Annotated in this window: 28 protein-coding genes; 2 read left to right on the top strand and 26 right to left on the bottom strand. The window is 60.7% G+C overall.

Translation table 11 applies throughout. The features are described 5' to 3' along the window. Positions 1 to 106: 106 nt before the first annotated feature. The 24 genes from ACOYO3_RS02765 to rpsJ all read right to left on the bottom strand — a co-directional run bounded on the left by ACOYO3_RS02765 (position 107) and on the right by rpsJ (position 13,321). Positions 107 to 1,810 (bottom strand): ABC transporter family substrate-binding protein, encoded by a 1,704-nt coding sequence (locus ACOYO3_RS02765; RefSeq protein ID WP_002525690.1) that lies wholly within the window; start codon positions 1,808 to 1,810, stop codon positions 107 to 109. A 193-nt stretch (positions 1,811 to 2,003) separates the two neighbouring features. Further along, positions 2,004 to 2,171: a hypothetical protein gene (locus ACOYO3_RS02760; RefSeq protein WP_002519644.1), complete on the bottom strand. Its 168-nt coding sequence runs from the start codon at positions 2,169 to 2,171 to the stop codon at positions 2,004 to 2,006. A gap of 120 nt (positions 2,172 to 2,291) precedes the next feature. Then, the gene (locus ACOYO3_RS02755; protein WP_002519645.1) at positions 2,292 to 2,576 is read right to left on the bottom strand and encodes a hypothetical protein; all 285 of its coding nucleotides are present in this window, start codon (positions 2,574 to 2,576) and stop codon (positions 2,292 to 2,294) included. Positions 2,577 to 2,765: 189 nt separating this feature from the next. Then, positions 2,766 to 3,206: a 50S ribosomal protein L15 gene (gene rplO / locus ACOYO3_RS02750; protein WP_002516008.1), complete on the bottom strand. Its 441-nt coding sequence runs from the start codon at positions 3,204 to 3,206 to the stop codon at positions 2,766 to 2,768. A 1-nt stretch (position 3,207) separates the two neighbouring features. Further along, a complete protein-coding gene (gene rpmD / locus ACOYO3_RS02745; RefSeq protein WP_002514851.1) occupies positions 3,208 to 3,390 on the bottom strand; it encodes a 50S ribosomal protein L30 in 183 nt (60 codons plus the stop codon). Further along, entirely contained in the window at positions 3,390 to 4,037 is a 648-nt protein-coding gene (gene rpsE, locus ACOYO3_RS02740; RefSeq protein WP_002516004.1) for a 30S ribosomal protein S5, read from the bottom strand. The genes rpmD and rpsE overlap by 1 nt, the downstream gene beginning before the upstream one ends. Positions 4,038 to 4,061: 24 nt before the next feature. Further along, positions 4,062 to 4,445, bottom strand: coding sequence for a 50S ribosomal protein L18 (gene rplR / locus ACOYO3_RS02735; RefSeq protein WP_002514853.1), 384 nt, complete (start codon positions 4,443 to 4,445; stop codon positions 4,062 to 4,064). A gap of 1 nt (position 4,446) precedes the next feature. Next, positions 4,447 to 4,989, bottom strand: a complete 543-nt coding sequence (gene rplF, locus ACOYO3_RS02730; RefSeq protein WP_002516006.1) for a 50S ribosomal protein L6 — start codon at positions 4,987 to 4,989, stop codon at positions 4,447 to 4,449. 28 nt (positions 4,990 to 5,017) lie between these two features. Continuing rightward, positions 5,018 to 5,425 (bottom strand): 30S ribosomal protein S8, encoded by a 408-nt coding sequence (gene rpsH / locus ACOYO3_RS02725; RefSeq protein ID WP_002514855.1) that lies wholly within the window; start codon positions 5,423 to 5,425, stop codon positions 5,018 to 5,020. 159 nt (positions 5,426 to 5,584) lie between these two features. Beyond that, positions 5,585 to 5,770 carry a type Z 30S ribosomal protein S14 gene (locus tag ACOYO3_RS02720; RefSeq protein WP_002515981.1) on the bottom strand — a complete coding sequence of 62 codons (186 nt, stop codon included), beginning with the start codon at positions 5,768 to 5,770 and terminating at the stop codon, positions 5,585 to 5,587. A 7-nt stretch (positions 5,771 to 5,777) separates the two neighbouring features. Continuing rightward, on the bottom strand, positions 5,778 to 6,410 hold the full coding sequence (gene rplE / locus ACOYO3_RS02715; protein ID WP_002517568.1) for a 50S ribosomal protein L5: 633 nt from the start codon (positions 6,408 to 6,410) through the stop codon (positions 5,778 to 5,780). Beyond that, positions 6,407 to 6,775, bottom strand: a complete 369-nt coding sequence (rplX, locus tag ACOYO3_RS02710) for a 50S ribosomal protein L24 (protein ID WP_002514858.1) — start codon at positions 6,773 to 6,775, stop codon at positions 6,407 to 6,409. Before rplX ends, rplE begins: the two co-directional genes overlap by 4 nt. Then, positions 6,776 to 7,144, bottom strand: a complete 369-nt coding sequence (gene rplN / locus ACOYO3_RS02705; RefSeq protein ID WP_002514859.1) for a 50S ribosomal protein L14 — start codon at positions 7,142 to 7,144, stop codon at positions 6,776 to 6,778. Between the two features lie 596 nt (positions 7,145 to 7,740). Beyond that, positions 7,741 to 8,013, bottom strand: a complete 273-nt coding sequence (rpsQ, locus tag ACOYO3_RS02700; protein ID WP_002516022.1) for a 30S ribosomal protein S17 — start codon at positions 8,011 to 8,013, stop codon at positions 7,741 to 7,743. A gap of 2 nt (positions 8,014 to 8,015) precedes the next feature. Further along, a complete protein-coding gene (gene rpmC / locus ACOYO3_RS02695; RefSeq protein ID WP_002514861.1) occupies positions 8,016 to 8,249 on the bottom strand; it encodes a 50S ribosomal protein L29 in 234 nt (77 codons plus the stop codon). Further along, positions 8,249 to 8,668: a 50S ribosomal protein L16 gene (gene rplP, locus ACOYO3_RS02690; protein ID WP_002516060.1), complete on the bottom strand. Its 420-nt coding sequence runs from the start codon at positions 8,666 to 8,668 to the stop codon at positions 8,249 to 8,251. The genes rpmC and rplP overlap by 1 nt, the downstream gene beginning before the upstream one ends. A 1-nt stretch (position 8,669) precedes the next feature. After that, positions 8,670 to 9,479, bottom strand: a complete 810-nt coding sequence (gene rpsC, locus ACOYO3_RS02685) for a 30S ribosomal protein S3 (protein WP_002515984.1) — start codon at positions 9,477 to 9,479, stop codon at positions 8,670 to 8,672. A 1-nt stretch (position 9,480) separates the two neighbouring features. Continuing rightward, positions 9,481 to 9,942 (bottom strand): 50S ribosomal protein L22, encoded by a 462-nt coding sequence (gene rplV, locus ACOYO3_RS02680; RefSeq protein ID WP_002515971.1) that lies wholly within the window; start codon positions 9,940 to 9,942, stop codon positions 9,481 to 9,483. Positions 9,943 to 9,959: 17 nt separating this feature from the next. Then, on the bottom strand, positions 9,960 to 10,241 hold the full coding sequence (gene rpsS, locus ACOYO3_RS02675) for a 30S ribosomal protein S19 (RefSeq protein ID WP_002516048.1): 282 nt from the start codon (positions 10,239 to 10,241) through the stop codon (positions 9,960 to 9,962). A gap of 15 nt (positions 10,242 to 10,256) precedes the next feature. Beyond that, positions 10,257 to 11,093, bottom strand: a complete 837-nt coding sequence (gene rplB / locus ACOYO3_RS02670; RefSeq protein ID WP_002514866.1) for a 50S ribosomal protein L2 — start codon at positions 11,091 to 11,093, stop codon at positions 10,257 to 10,259. Positions 11,094 to 11,119: 26 nt separating this feature from the next. Continuing rightward, positions 11,120 to 11,428: a 50S ribosomal protein L23 gene (rplW, locus tag ACOYO3_RS02665; RefSeq protein WP_002514867.1), complete on the bottom strand. Its 309-nt coding sequence runs from the start codon at positions 11,426 to 11,428 to the stop codon at positions 11,120 to 11,122. Beyond that, a complete protein-coding gene (gene rplD, locus ACOYO3_RS02660) occupies positions 11,425 to 12,330 on the bottom strand; it encodes a 50S ribosomal protein L4 (RefSeq protein WP_002516089.1) in 906 nt (301 codons plus the stop codon). Before rplD ends, rplW begins: the two co-directional genes overlap by 4 nt. Beyond that, positions 12,327 to 12,998 (bottom strand): 50S ribosomal protein L3, encoded by a 672-nt coding sequence (rplC, locus tag ACOYO3_RS02655; protein WP_002517578.1) that lies wholly within the window; start codon positions 12,996 to 12,998, stop codon positions 12,327 to 12,329. Before rplC ends, rplD begins: the two co-directional genes overlap by 4 nt. An 11-nt stretch (positions 12,999 to 13,009) precedes the next feature. Continuing rightward, positions 13,010 to 13,321 carry a 30S ribosomal protein S10 gene (rpsJ, locus tag ACOYO3_RS02650; RefSeq protein ID WP_060597145.1) on the bottom strand — a complete coding sequence of 104 codons (312 nt, stop codon included), beginning with the start codon at positions 13,319 to 13,321 and terminating at the stop codon, positions 13,010 to 13,012. Between the two features lie 557 nt (positions 13,322 to 13,878). Between rpsJ and ACOYO3_RS02645 the strand changes: the two genes are divergently transcribed. Next, positions 13,879 to 15,795, top strand: coding sequence for a 6-carboxyhexanoate--CoA ligase (locus ACOYO3_RS02645; protein ID WP_002525155.1), 1,917 nt, complete (start codon positions 13,879 to 13,881; stop codon positions 15,793 to 15,795). Here the strand turns inward: ACOYO3_RS02645 and ACOYO3_RS02640 are convergent. Continuing rightward, a complete protein-coding gene (locus tag ACOYO3_RS02640; RefSeq protein ID WP_427305915.1) occupies positions 15,776 to 17,035 on the bottom strand; it encodes a hypothetical protein in 1,260 nt (419 codons plus the stop codon). The two genes, ACOYO3_RS02645 and ACOYO3_RS02640, sit on opposite strands and share 20 nt — an antisense overlap. A 419-nt stretch (positions 17,036 to 17,454) precedes the next feature. Further along, positions 17,455 to 18,873: a glutamate--tRNA ligase gene (gltX, locus tag ACOYO3_RS02635; RefSeq protein ID WP_427305914.1), complete on the bottom strand. Its 1,419-nt coding sequence runs from the start codon at positions 18,871 to 18,873 to the stop codon at positions 17,455 to 17,457. Between the two features lie 128 nt (positions 18,874 to 19,001). On the opposite strand from gltX, the gene ACOYO3_RS02630 reads away from it, so the two are divergent. Further along, a complete protein-coding gene (locus tag ACOYO3_RS02630; RefSeq protein ID WP_002521993.1) occupies positions 19,002 to 20,699 on the top strand; it encodes a glutamine--tRNA ligase/YqeY domain fusion protein in 1,698 nt (565 codons plus the stop codon). Positions 20,700 to 20,777: the final 78 nt, after the last annotated feature.

The following is a 20,777-nucleotide window of genomic DNA, read 5'->3' as shown; positions in this document are numbered from 1 at the left end:
GTATAACAGTTGTGCCAACGTCGGCGGCACAACTGTAGCAGAACCTTGCGAAACACCATGCCGGGAAAACATTCCCAGCACGGTTCTCAACACAGATATGTCATCGTCACTTCTGGAAGCCGATGTCCTCTGCGCGCACGGTCTGGAAGGTGGAGGCACCGAAGTTCGCCAGGTTCTTCGGAACAGCAGTAAGGGACATACGTCGGTACAGTGGCAAAGTCATGACGTCATCCCAAATGGTCTTGTCAGCCTGGTTAGCCAACTCGCGGCGCTTTGAGACATCAGACTCGGTGTCGATCTTCGAAATGAGTTTCTCAACTTCTGGATCGAGGAGCTGAGAGAAGTTGGACTGCGACGGCTGCTTGGACCCCTCCGCAGCAGCGCCATAGATCTGGCGGATGTTAGCCATCGGGTACGCGGTGCCCCAGGTGAAGGCGATGACGTCGAAGGAGTGGCTGCTCAAGGTCTGGATGAAGGAATCACTCGGGGTGTTGACCAGATTGACCTTCACGCCGATCTTCGCCATGTCCTGCTTGAACAGCGCACCCTCGTTCTCGGAGGTGGGGACGCCAGTCAACTTAGCGTAATTAATGGTCAGAGTCTTGCCATCCTTGACGCGGTAGTCACCCTGCTTCTTCCAGCCGGCCTCGCCCAGACCCTTCTTAGCAGCTTCAGGATCGTAGTTGTAACCCGCAGAGTTATCCCGGTAGCCGGCCTGACCCGGCATAAACAAGTGGTTGCCCAGCATCAGAGTGTCAGGACTAACCGGCAGGCCCGCAAGGTCCGACTTGGCGATAGCGGGACGGTTGATGCCCTTGACGATAGCCTGACGCACCTTCTTATCGGACAACATCGTCGACTTGGTGTTGAAGGTGAAATGGCGCCTCTGCAACGAACCAGCCTGACGCATCTCGACATCTGGACGCTTCTGGGCAGTCCGATAGCCATCCTTAGTGGTGATGTTTGAGGCGGCGTCAATCTCCTTGTTAGCGAACGCCTTGGTCTGGGTGGCGCTATCCATCGCCTTGAAACTGACGGTATCGAGCTTCGACTTGTCGCCCCACCACTTGCCATTGCGCTTGACGGTCAGAGTCTTGGACGCCTCATCGACTTTCATCGGGATAAACGGGCCAGTGAGCCAGTCGGGGTTTAGCGTCTTCCACCCGTCGTTGAAGGTGTGGGGATCCTTGACGCCCTCCTTCGGCAGCACCGTGCTGAGGACAGTCGTCCAGTCGGGGTAGGTGGTCTTAAACGTCAGGACGACATCAGTGTCCTTGGCGCCTTTCTCCACCGAAGAAATCTGGTTGAAACCGTCGGTGCTGGCCGGCAGAAAGTCCGGAGCGAACCCGCTATTCGCCTTCCAGGTAGCCCGGTAATCGGTGTAGTCAATGGTGCGACCCGAGTTCCACTTAGCCTTCGGGTTGAGGTGCAAGGTCACGACCTGCTTACCACCCTTGGTCTCCACGTCCGTCGAGAAGATGTAATTCGGGTTCGGCTTCGGGGTGCCGTCTTCGGTGATATCGAAGTTGGTGGCACCCACGAACCGCCATATCGTTGTGCCCAAGTCAGCGGTGTCGCCGTTGACGTTCAGGGGGTTCCACTCCGTCGGCAGCTGCTCGATGGCCAGACGCAGCGTTCCGCCGTCCTTGAGTTGACCGCGGTCAACCACGTTGAGTTGAGCCATCGGGGCCGACTCCGATGTCACCCCCGACTGCTTACTTCCGCCAGACTGGTTCTTCTGTCCGCACCCGGTGAGTGCCATAACCAACACGGCCAGCACTGCCACCGGGGTCACGATTGCCTTGCGCAAGATGTCCTCCAGTGAAGTGAATGGCAGGACGCTCCTGCCATCATCCGGCCTCTGCGTCGAAAACCGGACATCACACCCTACGAAACCACCGTGAAGATCATCAAACCACCCTCAGCAAGGCAATCCGCCCCAACATCGTCGAGGAAGAACATTGGAGGGCCCGGCAACCTATGCCGAGCCCCTCCACAATCCATCAGATCTTGACGTAGCCGAAATCCTCAGCGCGGGTGGTTTGGAAAGTCGCGGCGCCGTAGTTCGTGAGGTTCTTCGGGGTTCCGGTGAACAGGAAAGACACAATCCGGTCAGCAGCCGAATATTGGCGCACCGCCGACCAGACACCAATCGCAACACTGTCGATCATGCCGATAGTCGTTCGGCAAATCACTAGACGAACCGACACACCGATGTGGGTGCCAATATAGGGAGTTGATCGCGTCACCATGTGGGGTCCAGCCCCAGTTCCAGTGGAGGAAGACCATCTTCAACCATCGCTCGTACCGCACCCATGTCGGGGTTGATGTTGTAGTTGGTCAGTGACTGATTGATCGCCTTCAAATTCGTCTGGTTGAAGGCGTTGCGCGGATCCAAGGCATACGAGGCGAGCAAGTATGCGACAACACGACGTAATTAATGAGGCGACGCACCACGTATTTGAGCACAATCGTCCTTTCTCACAGTGTGCATTGCCTGTGGCAAGCGGGCCACCGGCGAGTGTGACGACGTTCCACGCGGCAAGACTTGCCGCCACACACAGGTGTGAGGTCATCACGGCACGCGAGCCGCACGGTGTGCGTGATCACACACCTCGCCCCCGCGAGCGTCTGTTGAGATTAAATAAGTGAGGTAGGTCGTCTCTGGAATTGTGCTGTCCGTTGATAGACGACGGGAGGGATGGGAAACACTGTGTTTCCCATCCCTCCCGTCGTCAAGCGGTCGTATCTATGACGAGAAGAGGTCAGCGTTTGGTAACGCTGCCACCAGCTTTCTCGATTTTTTCCTGAGCCGACTTTGACCAGGCGTCAACCACAAGGTCAACCTTGACGGTCAACTCGCCGGTTCCGAGAACCTTGACGAGTTCGTTGTCACGCACCGCACCAACGGAGACCAGGTCGTCAACAGTAATCTTGCCGCCCTTGGGGAACAGAGCCTCGACCTTATCCAGGTTCACGACCTGGTACTCGGTGCGGAACGGGTTGTGGAACCCGCCCAGCTTCGGGGCCTGCATATGAATCGGCATCTGGCCGCCGGCGAAGAACTCGGGCACGTTCTTGCGTGCACCGGTACCCTTGGTACCGCGACCAGCGGTCTTACCCTTGGAACCCTCACCACGACCAACGCGGGTCTTGGCCTTGTGGGCACCAGGAGCGGGCTTGAGGTCATGGAGCTCAATAGCCATGTCAGTCCACCTCTTCCATGGTGACGAGGTGACGAACGGTCCGGACCATGCCGCGGAACTCCGGGCGGTCCTCCTTGATGACCGTGTCACCGATGCGCTTCAGTCCGAGGCTGCGCAGGGTCTCACGATGATTTGGCTTGGTAGCGATGCCAGACTTGATCTGGGTGATCTTCAGCTTGCTCATCAGTTAACACCCGCCTTTTCCTCCATGCGGGCAGCAGCGGCGGCCTCGTCGGCCTCCTTGCGCGCACGCAGCATGGCTGCTGGGGCGATGTCCTCAACGGACTTACCGCGGCGACGGGCGACCTCTTCGGGCTCCTCGAGCTGCTGCAACGCGTCGACGGTGGCGTGAACCACGTTGATCGCATTGGAAGACCCGAGGGACTTGGCGAGCACGTCGTGCACGCCGGCACACTCGAGAACAGCTCGGGCCGAGCCACCGGCAATAACACCGGTACCAGGGGAAGCCGGACGCAGCATCACGACACCGGCGGCCTTCTCACCGATCACCGGATGGGTGATAGTACGACCGACCAGCGGCACCTTGAAGAAATGCTTCTTGGCTTCCTCAACGGCCTTGGCGATAGCTGCGGGCACCTCTTTAGCCTTGCCGTAGCCGACGCCTACGCTGCCCTCACCGTCACCCACGACGACGAGCGCCGTGAAGCTAAAGCGACGGCCGCCCTGGACCACCTTGGCGACGCGGTTAATGGCCACGACGCGCTCGAGATATTCGTTCTGATTGCGGTTGCGATCGTTCTGGCCACGACGGTTGTCACGGCCACGACGCTCACCACCTGCACCGCCACCGCGGCGCTGGGTTCCACTCATCGTTGCTCACTTGCCTTTCGTGGGTCAGAAGTCGAGACCGGCCTCACGGGCCGCATCGGCCAGCGCGGCGATCCGCCCGTGGTACTGGTTTCCGGCCTTGTCGAACACGACCTTGGTAATGCCAGCAGCCTTGGCGCGCTCACCAATGATGGTGCCGACGCGGGCCGCCTTCGCGGTCTTGTCTCCGGACATCTCGCGCAGCTCGGCCTCCATAGTGGAAGCCGACACCAGAGTGTTGCCGGCAACATCGTCGATAACCTGAACGAAGACATGCTTCGACGAACGGGTCACGACCATGCGAGGACGCTCGACGGTCCCGAAGATCTTCTTGCGACCACGGGCCTGGCGACGAGCACGTGCCTTGGCGCGGTCGGACAGGCTCTTGCGAACAGTCAGGGTGCTTGCCATGTCACTTACCTGCCTTTCCAACCTTGCGACGGACGTTCTCGCCCTCGTAACGCACGCCCTTGCCCTTGTAGGGCTCCGGCTTGCGGATCTTGCGGATGTTGGCCGCGGTCTCTCCCACGACCTGCTTGTCAATGCCCTGAACCGAGAACTTTGTGGGGTTCTCGACGGCGAAGGTGATTCCCTCCGGGGCGTCGACGATCACCGGGTGTGAGAAACCGAGATTGAACTCGAGCTGCTTGGGGCCCTTGGACAGCACGCGGTAACCCACGCCCTGGATCTCCAGCTTCTTCTCGTAGCCCTCGGTCACACCAATGACCATATTGTTGATGAGGGTGCGAGTCAGCCCGTGCAATGAGCGATTCTCACGCTCATCGTCGGGACGCTCAACGAGGATCGCGCCCTCATCATTCTTGCTCACGGTGATGGGTTCGCGAACGGTGAAGTTCAGGGTTCCCTTGGGACCCTTCACCTCCACGTACTGCCCATCAAGCTTCACCTCGACACCGGACGGGACGGCGATGGGAAGCCTGCCAATGCGCGACATTGATTACTCCTATCTGTCTCGTCGACGGTCACCACACGTAGGCGAGGACTTCCCCGCCCACGGACTTCTCATGGGCCTGCTTGTCAGTGAGCAGCCCCTGAGAAGTGGAGATGATAGCGATGCCCAGGCCGCCGAGTACCTTCGGCAGGGCGGTGGACTTGGCGTAAACGCGAAGTCCGGGCTTGCTGATACGACGGACGCCAGCGATCGAACGCTCGCGGTTCTCGCCGTACTTGAGGGTGAGGGTCAGGGTCTTGCCGACCTCGCCCTCCTTGGGTTCGTTGACCTTATAGTCGGCGATGTAGCCCTCGGACTTGAGGATACCGGCGATTCCCGCCTTAATCTTCGAGTGAGGCATCGACGTCTGGTCGTGGTACGCCTGGTTGGCGTTGCGCAGACGGGTCAGCATGTCTGCGATGGGGTCAGTCATGGTCATGGCTGGTTTGGCCTCTTTCTCACAACGGTTTCCCTGAATGCCGCCTCCGTGGGGACCGGCTCGGGACCTTCTGTGTTGTTCAGGTAGGTATGGGGCGGGTTACCAACCCGCCGGGGCCTTATCGGGCCCGTGGATCAGCATCCTTAGACGGACGCGCGGTCACCAAGAAGACTTGGTGACACCCGGGAGCTGACCGGCGTGGGCCATCTCACGCAGGCAGATTCGGCATAGACCGAATTTGCGGTACACCGAGTGCGGACGACCGCAGCGCTGGCAACGGGTGTAAGCACGGACACCGAACTTGGGCTTGCGGGCCGCCTTGACCTTCAGAGCTGTCTTGGCCATCAGATCCTCACTTCTTCTTCTTCTTGGCGTAGTAGGCGGGACCGCGCTTGGTCTTCGCCTTCTTCGGATCATCCTTCGCCTTGAACGGGAATCCCAGGTGTTTGAGCAGGGCCTTGCCCTCCTCGTTGGTCTGCGCGGTGGTCACGAAAGTGATGTCCATGCCACGGATGCGGTCGATCTTGTCCTGGTCAATCTCGAGGAACATAACCTGCTCGGACAGGCCGAAGGTGTAGTTACCCTTGCCGTCGAACTGGTTCGAGTTGAGACCACGGAAGTCGCGGATGCGCGGCAGGGCCAGGGTCAGCAGACGGTCGGCAAACTCCCACATGCGGTCCCCGCGAAGGGTGACGTGGCAGCCGATCGGCTGTCCCTCGCGCAGCTTGAACTGAGCGATGGACTTGCGAGCCTTAGTAACCTGCGGCTTCTGACCGGTGATGGCGGTGATGTCGCGAATAGCACCATCCATAACCTTGGAGTCGTGAGCGGCATCACCGACGCCCATATTCACCACGATCTTTTCGAGACCGGGGATGAGCATCGGGTTACGGTAGCCGAACTCCTCCTGCATGGCAGCGCGAATCTGCTCGCGGTACTGCTTCTTCAGACGAGGCATCTCGTGCGCGATAGCGTCGGTGCTCACTTGGCCTCCTCCTTCTTGAGGTAGCGGACGCTGCGCTGGGCGGCGTACTCAGAGCCGTCGGGGCGACGCTTGGTGACGTCCACGCGACGGTAACCGACGCGAGTCACGACGTCCTTGCCGTCGATCTTGGTCACGAGCTGAACGTTCGAAACGTGGATCGGAGCCTCAGACGAGATGATGCCGCCCTTAGTGGTGCCGCCCTGTGGGGTGGGCATGTCGCGACGATGATGCTTACGAATGTTCACACCCTCGACGACGACGCGCTCACGGGCCGGGTCCACCGAGAGGACCTCGCCGATGGCACCCTTGTCGTTGCCAGCGATGACCTTGACGCGGTCACCCTTCTTGATCTTGAGCGACTTCATTCAGATCACCTCCGGGGCAAGCGAGACGATGCGCATGAACTTCTTCTCACGCAGCTCGCGGGCGATGGGGCCGAAGATACGGGTACCACGAGGCTCCCCGTCTCCCTTAAGGAGGACGGCAGCGTTCTCGTCGAACTTGATGTAGGACCCGTCCGGACGGCGGTGCGACTTGACGGTCCGAACGACGACGGCCTTGACGACCTCGCCCTTCTTCACGTTTCCGCCGGGGATGGCATCCTTGACGGTGCACACGATGGTGTCACCGAGGTAGGCGTAGCGACGCTTCGATCCACCGAGAACACGGATGCAAAGAAGCTCCTTCGCACCAGTGTTGTCGGCGACCTTGAGTCGCGTCTCCTGCTGGATCATGTCTTCTCCTTTGTCCCACTGGTTCCCTCCCGGGCCTGGTAGGACTGTTGAACACGAACCCCCTGGATTTTGCCAGAGGGTAACCCGCACCTCAGGGGGTACGCGGCTGTCATCCGCGAGAGGTCCCGCCACCCTCGGGCGGCGCACGGTAACCTTCGACTCCGCAGAGTCGGGGCTCCGCACTGTGCTTAAAGGTGGGCACAGTCGCAGGACAACTTCAGCAGTTTAACTCTCGTCGCGACAAATTGCCAGTCGTCGCGTTGACTCATCAAAGATGGCCGCGTGGGTCGTGACGTGGATGGGGCCAACCCTCAGGAGCCACCACCCCCAGCATCTGGGCAGACGTGCAGGTCGTCAATATCCAGAACCGGTAACGAACCATAACGCACACGCAAGCGGCTGGCAGACAAGGTGAAACGTTGGTTTGAGATTGATCCTCTGGGCTGTGGTTGGCTCCTCCAACGCTAGCCCGCCTTAGCCTAACTACGAAACGCAAGCCAAGGCGCTTACTCCCCCTGTCCCCACACACAACAAGGCGACCCACCCTTTCGGATGGGTCGCCTTGACGTCAGTGTGGTGATCGCCTCACCAACCAATCACTTAGCCTTCTCGATGATCTCGACGAGGCGCCAGCGCTTGGTGGCCGACAGCGGACGGGTCTCCATGATCCGAACGCGGTCACCCATACCGGCCTCGTTGTTCTCATCATGGGCCTTCAGACGCACGGACTTTGTCATGACCTTGCCGTACAGCGGGTGCTTGACGCGATCCTCAACCATGACGGTGATCGTCTTGTTCATCTTGTCGGACACGACGAGTCCCTCACGGACCTTGCGGCGGGTCGTCCGCTCAGCGGTGTTCTCGCTCATGCTCAGGCCTCCTTAGTGGAATCGGGATCGTCGACGATATTGAGGTTGCGCTCCTGGAGCACGGTGTACACCCGGGCAATATCCTTGCGGACCTCACGCAGGCGAGCCGTATTCTCGAGCTGACCGGTGGCCGACTGGAAACGCAGCCCGAACAGCTCCTCCTTCAGTTCACGAACCTTGTTGCGCAACTCTTCACCGGAAAGCTGGCGCAGCTCAGCAGCAGAAAGCTTCGGCATCAGTTGTCACCACCTTCACGGGAGATGAAACGAGCCTTCATCGGCAGCTTGTGGATGGCCAGACGCATGGCCTCGCGGGCCACGTCCTCCGGCACACCCGACAGTTCGAAGAGAACTCGTCCAGGCTTGATGTTGGCGATCCACCACTCAGGCGTGCCCTTACCGGAACCCATGCGGGACTCGGCAGGGTGCTTGGTCATCGGGCGGTCCGGGTAGACGTTGATCCACACCTTTCCACCACGCTTGATGTAGCGGGTCATGGCAATACGGGCAGCCTCGATCTGACGGTTAGTCAGGTACCCACCCTCGGTGGCCTGAATGCCATAGTCACCAAAGGCCAACTGGGTGCCACCCTTAGCAGCGCCGGTCCGCTTGGGATGGTGCTGCTTACGGTACTTCACTCGACGAGGAATCAACATGTCAGGCTCCTGCGTTCTCGGTCTGCGGGGCCGGAGTCTCAGCAGACTGCTTGGCGGCCTCGGCGCGACGCCGTCCACCGCGACGGTCAGGACGATCGCCCCGGCCACGACGGTTTCCACCGCGTCCACCACGACCGCCCTGGGCAGCCTGGCGAGCAGCCTTCTGGGCAGCGCGCTCCGCGCGAGTGCCGGTGACGTCGCCCTTATAAATCCACACCTTGACGCCAATGCGGCCGAAGGTGGTGCGGGCCTCGAAGAAGCCGTAGTCGATGTCAGCGCGCAGGGTGTGCAGCGGCACACGGCCTTCGCGATAGCCCTCGGAACGGCTCATCTCAGCGCCCCCCAGACGTCCGGAGCACTTGATACGAATACCAAGAGCGCCGGCGTTCATGGCGGACTGCTGAGCCTTGCGCATGGCGCGACGGAAAGCGACACGGGCAGCAAGCTGCTCGGCGATTCCCTGTGCGACCAGCTGAGCGTCAGTCTCAGGGCTCTTGACCTCGAGGATATTCAGCTGGATCTGCTTGCCGGTGAGCTTTTCGAGCTCACCGCGCACGCGCTCGGCCTCCGCGCCATTGCGCCCGATAACGATGCCCGGGCGAGCGGCGTAAAGAAAAATGGTCACGCGCTCGGAGCGACGCTCGATCTCGATGGACGAAAGACCGGCGCGCTCCAGATTCTTGTGGAGCCACTCTCGGATCTTGACATCCTCACCCACGAGCTCGGCGTACTGCTTCTCGGCGTACCAGCGGGTCTTGTGATCGGTCGTCACACCGAGACGGAAACCATGGGGATTGATTTTCTGGCCCATGTCAGGCTCCCTTCTCGGTCTCGGACTTGGCTGCAGCTGCTGGACGTCCCGACTTGGCCTTCTTACGGGCCTGACGGGCTTCCTTGGGCTCAACAACCACGGTGATGTGAGCGGAGCGCTTCAGAATCCGGCTAGCGGATCCCTTGGCGCGAGGACGGATGCGGCGCATGGTGATGCCCTCGTCGACAAAGGCCTGCGAAATGTACAGGTCGTCGGCACGCAGGCCCTCGGTCTGCTCGGCGTTGGCCATGGCTGAGGCAATAACCTTGCGAATCGGCTCGGCCGCGGCCTGCGGCTGGAACTTCAGCATGGTCACTGCATCAACGGCGTCCATACCGCGAACCAGGTTGATAACACGACGGCACTTGCTGGCGCTCATCCGGACGTGACGCGCAATAGCGTACGAGCCGGGTCGATCGCCGAGCAGGGCGGCGCGACGGCTGGGCCTCTCAGTTTTGCTCATGAATCAGATCCCTCTCGTCAGCGCCTGCGCGCCTTCTTATCGTCCTTCACGTGACCCTTGAAGGTCCTGGTCGGGGCGAACTCTCCGAGCTTGTGCCCAACCATCGATTCGGTCACGAAAACCGGGACGTGCTTGCGGCCGTCATGCACGCCGATGGTGTGCCCGATCATGTCGGGGGTGACCATGGAGCGACGCGACCAGGTCTTAATGACGTTGTGTGTGCCCGCCTCGTTCTGGGCAGTGACCTTCTTGGCCAGATGCTCGTCGACGAAGGGGCCCTTCTTCAGACTGCGTGGCATGTCTCAGACTCCCAATCAGCGCTTCTTGCCGGACTTGCGGCGACGCACGATGAGACGGCTGCTCGCCTTTTTCTTGTTACGGGTGCGACCCTCGGGCTTACCCCAAGGGCTCACTGGGTGACGACCGCCGGAGGTACGGCCCTCGCCACCACCGTGCGGGTGGTCGATCGGGTTCATGACCACACCGCGAACGGTCGGGCGAATGCCCTTCCAGCGGTTACGGCCAGCCTTACCCCAGTTGATGTTGATCTGCTCGGCATTACCGACCTCACCGATGGTGGCGCGGCAGCGAATGTCGACCATGCGCATCTCACCTGAGGGAAGACGCACAGTGGCGTATTTACCCTCGCGAGCGACCAACTGCACCGACGCCCCGGCGGAGCGACCCATCTTGGCGCCACCGCCCGGACGCAGCTCCACAGCGTGAACCGTGGTACCGACCGGAATGTTGCGCAGCGGCAGGTTATTACCCGGCTTGATGTCAGCCTCAGGGCCGGACACCACGACGGTTCCCTGGCCAACACCGTCAGGGGCGATGATGTAACGCTTCTCGCCGTCGGCGTAGTGGAGCAGAGCGATACGAGCGGTGCGGTTCGGGTCATACTCAATGTGAGCAACCTTGGCCGGCACGCCGTCCTTGTCGTAACGCTTGAAATCAATGATGCGGTAGGCCTGCTTATGTCCACCACCAATGTGACGGGTGGTAATGCGGCCTGTGTTGTTGCGACCACCCGTCTTGGGCTTGGCAACGAGCAGGGACTTCTCAGGAGTCGAGCGGGTGAGCTCGACGAAGTCCGACACGCTCGAGCCGCGACGGCCCGGAGTGGTGGGCTTGTACTTGCGGATACCCATTGGTACTTCGTTCCTTCTCTCGCGGCTCAGGCGACCGGGCCGGTGAAGATGTCGATGCGATCACCCTCGGCAACAGTCACGATGGCGCGCTTGGTGTCGGGACGCTTACCCACGCCAGTGCGAGTGCGGCGTACCTTCCCCTTGCGATTCATCGTGTTCACCGAGGTGACCTTCACACCGAAGATCTGCTCGATCGCAATTTTGATCTCGGTCTTATTAGCAGTCGGCTTGACCACGAACGTGTAGGTGTTCTGGTCGAGCAGACCGTAGCTCTTCTCGGAGACGACCGGGGCGAGGATGATGTCCCGGGGATCTCGGATCTTCAGCTCGCTCACTTGGCGTCCTCCTTCTCGGAGTCGGACTTAACGGCGTTGACGAAGCCAGCGGCCTCAGCAGCCGCGGCGGAACGGAACCACACCTCAGCGATGGTGCGCCCGTACCACGGAGATGACGGCTCGTGGAACTTCATGGAGTCCTCGTTGCCCTTGATGTCGAAACCAGCCGGCGGGTTGTCACCACGGAAGGAGTCCTCACCGTAGGGGTGCTGATCGGCAACATTGGTCTCAGGGACCTCAGGTTCAGCGGACAAGGCCTGGGTATTAGCGCTGCGGGCACCGACGAAAGCGTCGAGGCCAGCCTGGCTGAACACGATGGTCCGGGCGTTGACGACGTCATAGGTGTTGAGCTGATCGGCAGCCAGAACGTGAACCTCGGAGAGGTTACGCACCGATAACCAGTCGATTTCGTCGCTGCGGTCCAGGACGACGAGCACCTTACGAAGCTCAGCCAGACCGGACAGCACAGCCTTGGCCTGCTTAGTCGAGGGCTTGTCACCGTCAACCAGCGAGGTCACGACGAAGATGCGGTTGTCGCGAGCCATATCAGACAGGGCCCCACGCAAAGCAGCGCCCACCATCTTCTTAGGGGTGCGCTGAGCGTAGGAACGCGGCTGCGGACCGTGAACGGTGCCGCCACCGACCCACTGCGGTGCACGAGTCGAACCCTGACGAGCACGACCGGTGCCCTTCTGGCGCCACGGCTTCTTGCCGCCGCCAGAGACCTGGCCACGGGTCTTCGTAGCGTGGGTGCCCTGACGAGCAGCCGCAAGCTGGGCGACGACGACCTGATGAATCAGCGGAATGTTGGTATTCACGTCGAAGAGGTCACCGGGAAGCTCGGCCGATCCGGCCTTCTTACCCTTGACGTCAAGGACGTCGATGGTCTTGGTCTCGTTCATGCGGCATCCCCATTCTTGGCGGCCTTCTTGGCGGCACTGCGGACGACGAGCAGGGAACCCTTCGGGCCGGGAACCGCGCCGCGGACCAGCATGATCCCGCGCTCGGCGTCGACGGAGTGAACCTGCAGGTTCTGGACAGTCACGCGCTCGACACCCATGCGGCCGGCCATGCGGAGGCCCTTAATGACCTTGCCTGGCGTCGAGCAGCCGCCGATGGAGCCTGGCGAGCGGTGCTTGCGGTGCACACCGTGGGTAGCACGCAAACCACCGAAACCGTGACGCTTCATGACGCCAGCGGTGCCCTTGCCCTTGCTGGTGGCGGTGACGTCGACGAAATCGGACTCGGAGAACACGTCAGCAGCGATCTCCTGGCCCAGGGTGTATTCGGAGGCGTCGGCGGTGCGCAACTCGACGAGGTGACGTCGAGGGGTCACACCAGCCTTCTCGAAGTGGCCAGCCTCCGGCTTGGTGACGTTCTTCGCCTTGACGGCCCCGTAGCCAAGCTGGACGGCGGAGTAGCCATCAGTCTCGGGCGTGCGCACCTGAGTGACGACACACGGTCCGGCTTGGATGACGGTCACGGGAACGAGCCTATTGTGCTCGTCCCACAGCTGGGTCATGCCGAGCTTGGTGCCCAGCACGCCCTTGACAGTGCGTTCATTGGTCATGGTGCTCAACCTCACGGAAGCTTGATCTCGATGTCGACACCAGCCGGCAGGTCAAGACGCATCAGCGAATCGACTGTCTTTGGGGTCGGCTCGAGAATGTCGATGAGCCGCTTGTGGGTGCGCATCTCGAAGTGCTCGCGGCTGTCCTTGTACATGTGGGGCGAACGGATCACACAGAACACGTTCTTCTCGGTCGGTAGCGGCACCGGGCCGGCGACCTTAGCGCCCGTGCGGGTCACCGTGTCGACGATCTTGCGCGCCGACGAGTCGATGACCTCGTGGTCGTAGGCCCGCAGCCTGATGCGGATCTTTTGTCCCGCCACAGTTGTTCCTTCTACTCGTCTCTGCCGCGTCCAAGATTCCCTGACGTGGGAGTCCGGTACGCCCAGAGGGTTCCGGCGTGAGGAGCGAACTCCTCATTGGTCCCAACCTCACGATCCCGCAGATCCGGAAACCGCAAGGTCACGTCGCTCCCCTCCGACCCACGCGCTCGGGTGTGTCGCGCATCGCAAACCGCAGAACACCACCGCTCACTAGCCGTCGAGGACCCCGTGAACACTGTGGATTTGTCGGCAGTCATCCGATACTGACCCGCTTCCATGGGCCCGGCAGCGGACTCACCTTGGTGGTGACACCTCTACCGTATGGCTGCAGTGGCCGGGCCCGACCTCGAAAGATCATTGGGCGGGGCGCACTACAACCCCGTTCGGAGCAACTTCTACAGTGTGTCACCGACAAACCAGCAAGGCAAATCAGGACCGTCAGACCCCAACAACGACTCGGCAATTGAATGGTGTTCAATTGTTATCCGGTTGCCAACGCCGAGGAGTCGCCAATGTCATCGCAAAACCCCACAACTGTGGCCTGGTGGAGTGTGCGCATGAGAGCCACTGGGACCCTCGATGACGAGCCCTATCACGTCAGCGGAGCCGAGTCACTCGTTGCACCGGGAATGATCGAGCAGACCGTGGCCGGTCTAACACAACGTGCCCTTGCGCCGGGGCATACCGTCAAAGCCCGGCAGGTGCGAGTCAGTCTGGATCAACTCGACGTCGAGCCCACCATCATTCCTGCTCTTCCCACTGAGCTTAAGGAATGTCCTGATCCCGTGGCGGCTCGCCAGTACTTTGTCGACGTCTTATCCCGCTTCGTCCCCCATCCTGCCGAAGCACTGCGTGTTCTCACCGAAGGCCCAACCATGCGAGGAGCTGCCATGGTTGAAGCGGGAACTGACCGTCGGTTAGAGGCCGACCCTCTGCGTGGGGTGCGAGTTACGAAGTTCGGAGATCTCACCGAATCGGCCCCGGGAGCGTCTTTGGCACACAAGAAACACCATCATGAAGCCGTGTTGTTGGCTAGCAAAGTCGCAGCCGCACCAGGAGTACTGGCGGAATTCTGCATTTCCGACGACCCCCATTACACCCGCGGCTACGTTTGTGTCGACGGGGTCTACACGACGGTGACCAACGTCAAAGCTGACGGCGACCCCAATGGTGGACGCGTCATCCTCGTCGATACGGCACGTGCCGACCCGACCACGATCACCACGTGGCTCGAAAACCACCCCGTTCTTATCGGCCCTGCCACGGCCAGCAGCCAGAAAGCGACCTCCTGGCATGGTCACCTCTGCGGCCGTCTCAACGCATGGCGCGCTGCTGGCCTCGAGCGCCGTCCCCGCACCTTCTGTTCTGCCCAGGATCCTGACGCCGTCACAACCGACGGGCCTGCCTTGCTGTTCTCCTCATCGGACTACCTCGGCCTGTCGACCGAGCCTAAGGTTCAGCAGGCTATGAACAACACTGTCAGAAGGCTCGGGAGTAGTTCGGGTGGCTCTCGCCTCACGACGGGCACTTCCGTAGCTCACCACCAGGCTGAACATGAGATCGCCGCATGGTTGGGATACCCGCAGGCCGTGTTCATGGCCAGCGGCTACCAGGCCAACATCGCGACCATACAGTTGCTTGCCGACCCTCACGTCACCGTCATTTCTGATGCTGAGAACCATGCCAGCCTGATCGACGGGTGCCGCTTGGCGCGAGCGCGCACCGTCGTCGTCCCCCACGCCGACCTCGACGCTATCGACACAGCCCTTGATTGCGTCACGACCGACAGGGCGCTCGTACTCACCGAAGGCGTCTACTCCATGGGCGGCGACGTCGCCCCTGTCGGCGAGCTCGTCGAGATTGCCCACCGCCATGGTGCTCTGGTTGTCGTCGACGATGCTCATGGGATTGGTACGGTCGGGCCTACTGGCCGCGGCGCGACCGAAGAACTCCCGGCATCACAACGACCCGACGTCTTGTTGGGAACAGCAAGCAAAGCTCTCGGAGTCGAGGGTGGTTTCGCATGCGTCGACGAGACTCTGGCTACCCTGATGCGCAACTGCGCACGAGGGTACGTGTTTTCCAGCGCCCCTTCCCCTGTCGTCGCGGCAGGCGTGGCCGCAGCCGTGGAGTACCTACGAACTGACACACGTCGGGTCTGTAGTCTTCAAGCTAACGTCGCCCAGGCACGTCTCCTCCTGGCCGAAGCCGACCTCATCCCGCCCTCGGCCGCCCATGATCGCGGCCCGATTATCCGGATCCCCGTGGGACCGGAATCTCGTGCTGTCGCAGCTCAGGAAGAGCTGGCTCGTCGCGGCCTCATGGTCGGTGCAATCCGCTACCCCGCAGTCGCGAGGGGCGACGCCATCCTGCGTATTTGTCTCACGGCACGTCACACTGACGAGCACATTCGGATTCTCGTCACGTCCCTCCGCGAAGTCCTTGACGGCGCTCTCAGCGACGCACCACGGTGACGTTCTTCGGGAGGTCGTAATACTGATGAAGGCGGGCCTCGGTGGTTCCACGGCGGCCCGCATAGTCGGGCAACCAGTCTGGGGCGGGCAGCGCCTTCGGGACGACGACTGTGTCGCGCTCCCCACGGCGTGCCGCGTCTAGCTGGGCGTTGACCGCTCGCCAGACACTACCGTTGAGTGTCGCTCCCTCGAGCATCTCCCACGCTCCCAATGGGCCGGTACCCAGACATGACGCGGTAGTAACCATAGCCAGAACCGTCGCGAGTTGCGTCTCCGATACCGCCATAACTCGCGCGCCAGATTCCGAGGCTGGAATACAGCTGTCGCCCTGGGTTGTGCCACCCCGCATCAGCCCGACTGCAGCCCATGCCCATATCAGCGCACTCACGGTAAAAACCACTAGGCCGAGGAAGGACGTTCGTCCCCCTGGAGAACCTTGAATCAACGGCAGCGCATAGTAACCAAACGCCGCGCCCGTCGACACCCCCACCATGCCGCATCCCGGTATCCGAGCAATCATCACTGTGAGCACTACAAGGATCGCCATCACGATGCCGAAGCACACCCCGCTCAGCACTCCGGTGGCCGAGAAGTACAGTCGAATATCTCCCACGAGCTTTCGTTGCGCGAGTACCGTAATAATTCGCAGGCTGGCCGCGGCTAGCCCGACAGATGCCACACAGAACAGGGCGAGCAGGATCCCGATAGCGCGGCGGTGGAATCCGCGCCTCATGACTACCAGGCACAGAGCGATAACTGACAGCACGATCGCAAAGAACACGACCGGGTAATTGCTGAGCGAATGACTGACGGAGTGGACGATGAATGACACTCGTTTGGGAATCTCCCCGGTTGATTTCGGGTACGGATATGGGTCTCCCACTCGGTGACGACGTGCCCACAAACCCGGCATTCCCATTCTCGCGGCATTTCCCACAGCCGCCACGATCAGAGCCACCGCCCACCGAGTAGTCCATTTCCCAGCAGGTGTTATGAGAGCCATGGCAACAATTGCTCCGACGATTCCCGGCGCATTCAATTCATGGTGAATGCTTGCTACACATGACAGCACCACCGCTATCCACAAAACCCAGCCGTGGTCGACATTCGGTCCCCGCTGGGACCACAGCAGAAGGATAGAAACGATACCGAGCGCTAGACTCCACATATAGCCGATGTTCGCAGCAATGAACATGATTGTATCCCCACCCATATGTGGCTCGAACCCAATCACGGCCATTGGTGCGAGAAATGCACCGATGCCTGCTAAAAGGTCAGCACCGGGCGACACTACTTCCCGTAGATCTCGAATAAGGCCTCGCACCATGAGCCATAGTGCCAGCGACGCCGTCACAGACGAGAGTATGAGGGGAACGCGAATCCATCCCCCCATCGCCATGACGAGTTGCACCATCATGTCCGAGAAACGACCATTGCGCTCTACCAGATCGCAGACGGTGAGCCGCGCAAAATCCGCCCAGTCAATACGCCCGCCGGGAGTACCAGATCGGGTGGCGAAATACAAATCATCGATATCCCACACAGGCGTTCGCCACACCAACGCCCAATAACAGGTGACGAGCACCCAGAACCACACTATTGGGCGTCGCAGAAGTGGATGACGCCGCAGCACAACCCCCGTCTCCCCGTGTTCAGTCATTACTTCTGGTCTATCTCAGCCTCGAACCTTTGCATACGACGAAGAGTCGACTCCTTGCCCAGAATCTCCATCGCCTCGAACAGCGGCGGGGACACCCGCGAACCAGTCACGGCCACCCGAACCGGCGCAAAGGCTAGGCGGGGCTTGATGCCCATCTCGTCGCACAGTCGGGCGCGCAAGGCAGCTTGGATAGCGTCAGCGGAGAAATCATCAAGTCCCTTGAGCACCTCAACAGCGGCATGCTGGATGTCGTCGGCTCCTGCCTTGAGCTTGGCCACAGAATCCCCATCGAAGACCAGGGCGTCGTCGTCAGTCAGCAGGAAGGCCAGCTTGGGCAGAGCCTCGGACAACAACGTTAATCTTTCCCGAACTAGCGGCATCGCGGCGTAAATGACACAGCGATCCTCCTGGGTCAGATCACGACCCAGAACTTGTCGCGCCTGGCCCATCTGGTCGGCGTAGTCGAGCACACGATCAGTGAGGACCTCAGCGTCAAGGCTGCGAATGTACTGACCGTTGAGCCAGTCCAATTTAGTGACGTCGAAGACCGGGCCGCCTGTAGAAACGTCTCCCCAATCGAACCGGGACACGAAGGAATCAAAGTCCTCCATTTCCTGGCCCTCAGCAACCGTCGGGTAGGCCAACAATTGAAGGAAATTACGCAACGCCTCAGGAAGATAGCCTTGCTCACGGAACCACATCAGCCGAGCAGCCGGGTTCTTACGCTTAGAAATCTTGGATTTATCAGTATTACGCAGCAGGGGCATATGAGCGAACCTCGGCGCTTCCCATCCCAGCCACTTGTAAAGCAATAGATGCTTGGGCGTCGACGAAATCCATTCCTCACCGCGCACAACGGTATCGATACCCATCAGATGATCGTCAACGACGACGGCCATGTGGTAAGTCGGGAACCCGTCAGCTTTGAGGATCACCTGATCGTCAGGACGAGGAGCACGCACCGTGCCCCGGATAAGGTCATCAAACTCCAGATCGACATCCTCAGGAATAAGCATCCGAACCACCGGGGTCTCGGTGAAACCTGGCAGTTTAGCTCTTTCCTCTTTCGACATCCCCAGGCACATCCGGTCGTAACCGGTCTCCGGCGACTTCGCCGCAGCACGCTCCTCGCGCAACTGCTTGAGCCTCTCCTGGGAGCACCAGCAACGATAGGCGTGACCGGACTCGATGAGTTTCTCAACGAGCGGTTTGTACGTGTCTAACCGCTCAGACTGCTTGTACGGCTCATACGGGCCACCGACGAGCGGGGACTCGTCAGGAGATAACCCCAGCCACTCGAGTGTCTGATAAATCTGATCCTCCGAACCCGCCACCAGACGAGTGCGATCAGTGTCCTCGATGCGCAGCACGAACTGGCCACCGGTGCGTTGTGCCCATGCCTTGTCGAACAAGGCCATATAGGCCGTACCGACGTGAGGATCACCAGTGGGCGAGGGGGCAACGCGCGTGCGCGCGGGATGCAAATCAGTCATGATGACACGAAGTCTATCGGGATCCGCTGACAGACTCCGGTAAAGTTCCCGCCATGGCAGAACCTACTGGAAACCCGGCTGAGTCCAGCTCGGACTTCATTCATCAGGTTGTTCGCGCGGACATCCACCAGGACACCTACGGCGGGCGCGTCCAGACCCGGTTCCCACCTGAGCCTAACGGCTACCTCCACATTGGCCACGCCAAGGCCATCGTCACCGATTTCGGCGTTGCCGAGGATTTCGGCGGCACCTGCAACCTGAGACTTGACGATACTAATCCAGGCACCGAGGAAACCGAGTATGTCGAGTCGATCGTTGCAGACATTGAGTGGTTAGGTTACTCCCCGGCCCACGTTGTCCACGCGTCAGACTATTTTGAGCAGCTTTACGAGTGGGCGAAATACCTCGTACGTGAGGGGCTGGCCTACGTTGACGACCAGTCCCCCGAAACTATCCGCGAGCAGCGCGGCGGCTACGGTAAGCCGGGCATTGAAAGTCCCTATCGCAACCGTCCTGCCGAAGAATCCCTTGACCTGCTGAGGCGGATGCGTGCCGGGGAATTCCCCGACGGTTCCCGCTGCCTGCGCGCCCGCATCGATATGCAGGCCGAAAATATGTGGCTGCGCGACCCAGTCATGTACCGGATCCGCCACCAACCCCACCACTCCACCGGTACCGAGTGGTGCATCTACCCCACCTATGACTGGGCACATGGTCAGTCTGACGCTATTGAGGGCGTGACTCACTCGTTGTGCTCCCTAGAGTTCAACAGTCATCGTCCGCTCTACGACTGGTTCCTTTCTCACCTGCCCCTGGACGGCCCTGCCCCCAAGCAGCGCGAATTTGCCCGTCTCGAGTTGACCCACACCATCACCTCGAAGCGCCGGCTCAAGTCCCTAGTAACCAACAACATCGTTGACGGATGGGATGATCCGCGTATGCCCACCCTGCGCGGTATGCGTCGCCGTGGATACCCAGCAGCCGCCATTCGAGCCTTCTGCCAGGCCGTCGGCACTACCAAGAACAACTCGGTCAAGGCCATTGAGGAGTTTGAGTCCTTCATGCGCCGCGAGCTCAACGCCACCGCTCAGCGACGCATGGCTGTGTTGCACCCCCTCAAGCTTGTCCTTGATGGCTGGCCGACTGACGACGACGGCAACCCGGTGGTGGAATGGTTCCAGCTGGTCAATAATCCGGAGAATCCTGACGACGGTACCCGTCGCGTCCCCTTCACCGGAGAGCTCTGGATTGAGGCCGATGATTTCCGCGAGGACCCTCCCCGCAAATTCTTCCGCCTCTCCCCTGGACATGAGGTGCGCCTGCGCGGCGCCTACCTGGTGACAGCCACCGACGTCGTTAAGAATCCTGACGGAACTATTGCTGAGGTTCACGCCAGTTACGACCCGCAATCGCGCGGCGGAACCGCCCCTGACGGCCGCAAGGTGAAATCGACGATGCACTGGGTTTCGGCTGGCCATGCCATTCCCGTGACAGCCAACCTGTACGACCGCTTATTCAGCGCTGAGATTCCCGGGTCGCAGACCGGGGAAGCCCTTGACGATCTCAACCCACATTCCCGCGAAACACTCACCGAGGTCATGGCCGAACCGGCCCTAGCCAATGTGGCTCCGGGCGAGGTGGTGCAATTCGAGAGACTGGGATACTTCGCTGCAGATCACGACACCGCCGTGTTCCATCGCACCGTCGGTCTGCGTGACGAATGGGCCCAGCTACAAAAGCGCCAGGCCTGACTAGACAATGTTGCCGACAAAAATCCATCGATTTATCCCCCAACGCTCACCTCATTCGGTAACGATGGTGTCGCTTCC

The sequence above is a fragment of the Cutibacterium sp. KBN10P07758 genome (assembly GCF_050286205.1).
Classification (GTDB): domain Bacteria; phylum Actinomycetota; class Actinomycetes; order Propionibacteriales; family Propionibacteriaceae; genus Cutibacterium; species Cutibacterium acnes.
This window is presented reverse-complemented; position numbering and strand designations above follow the sequence as displayed.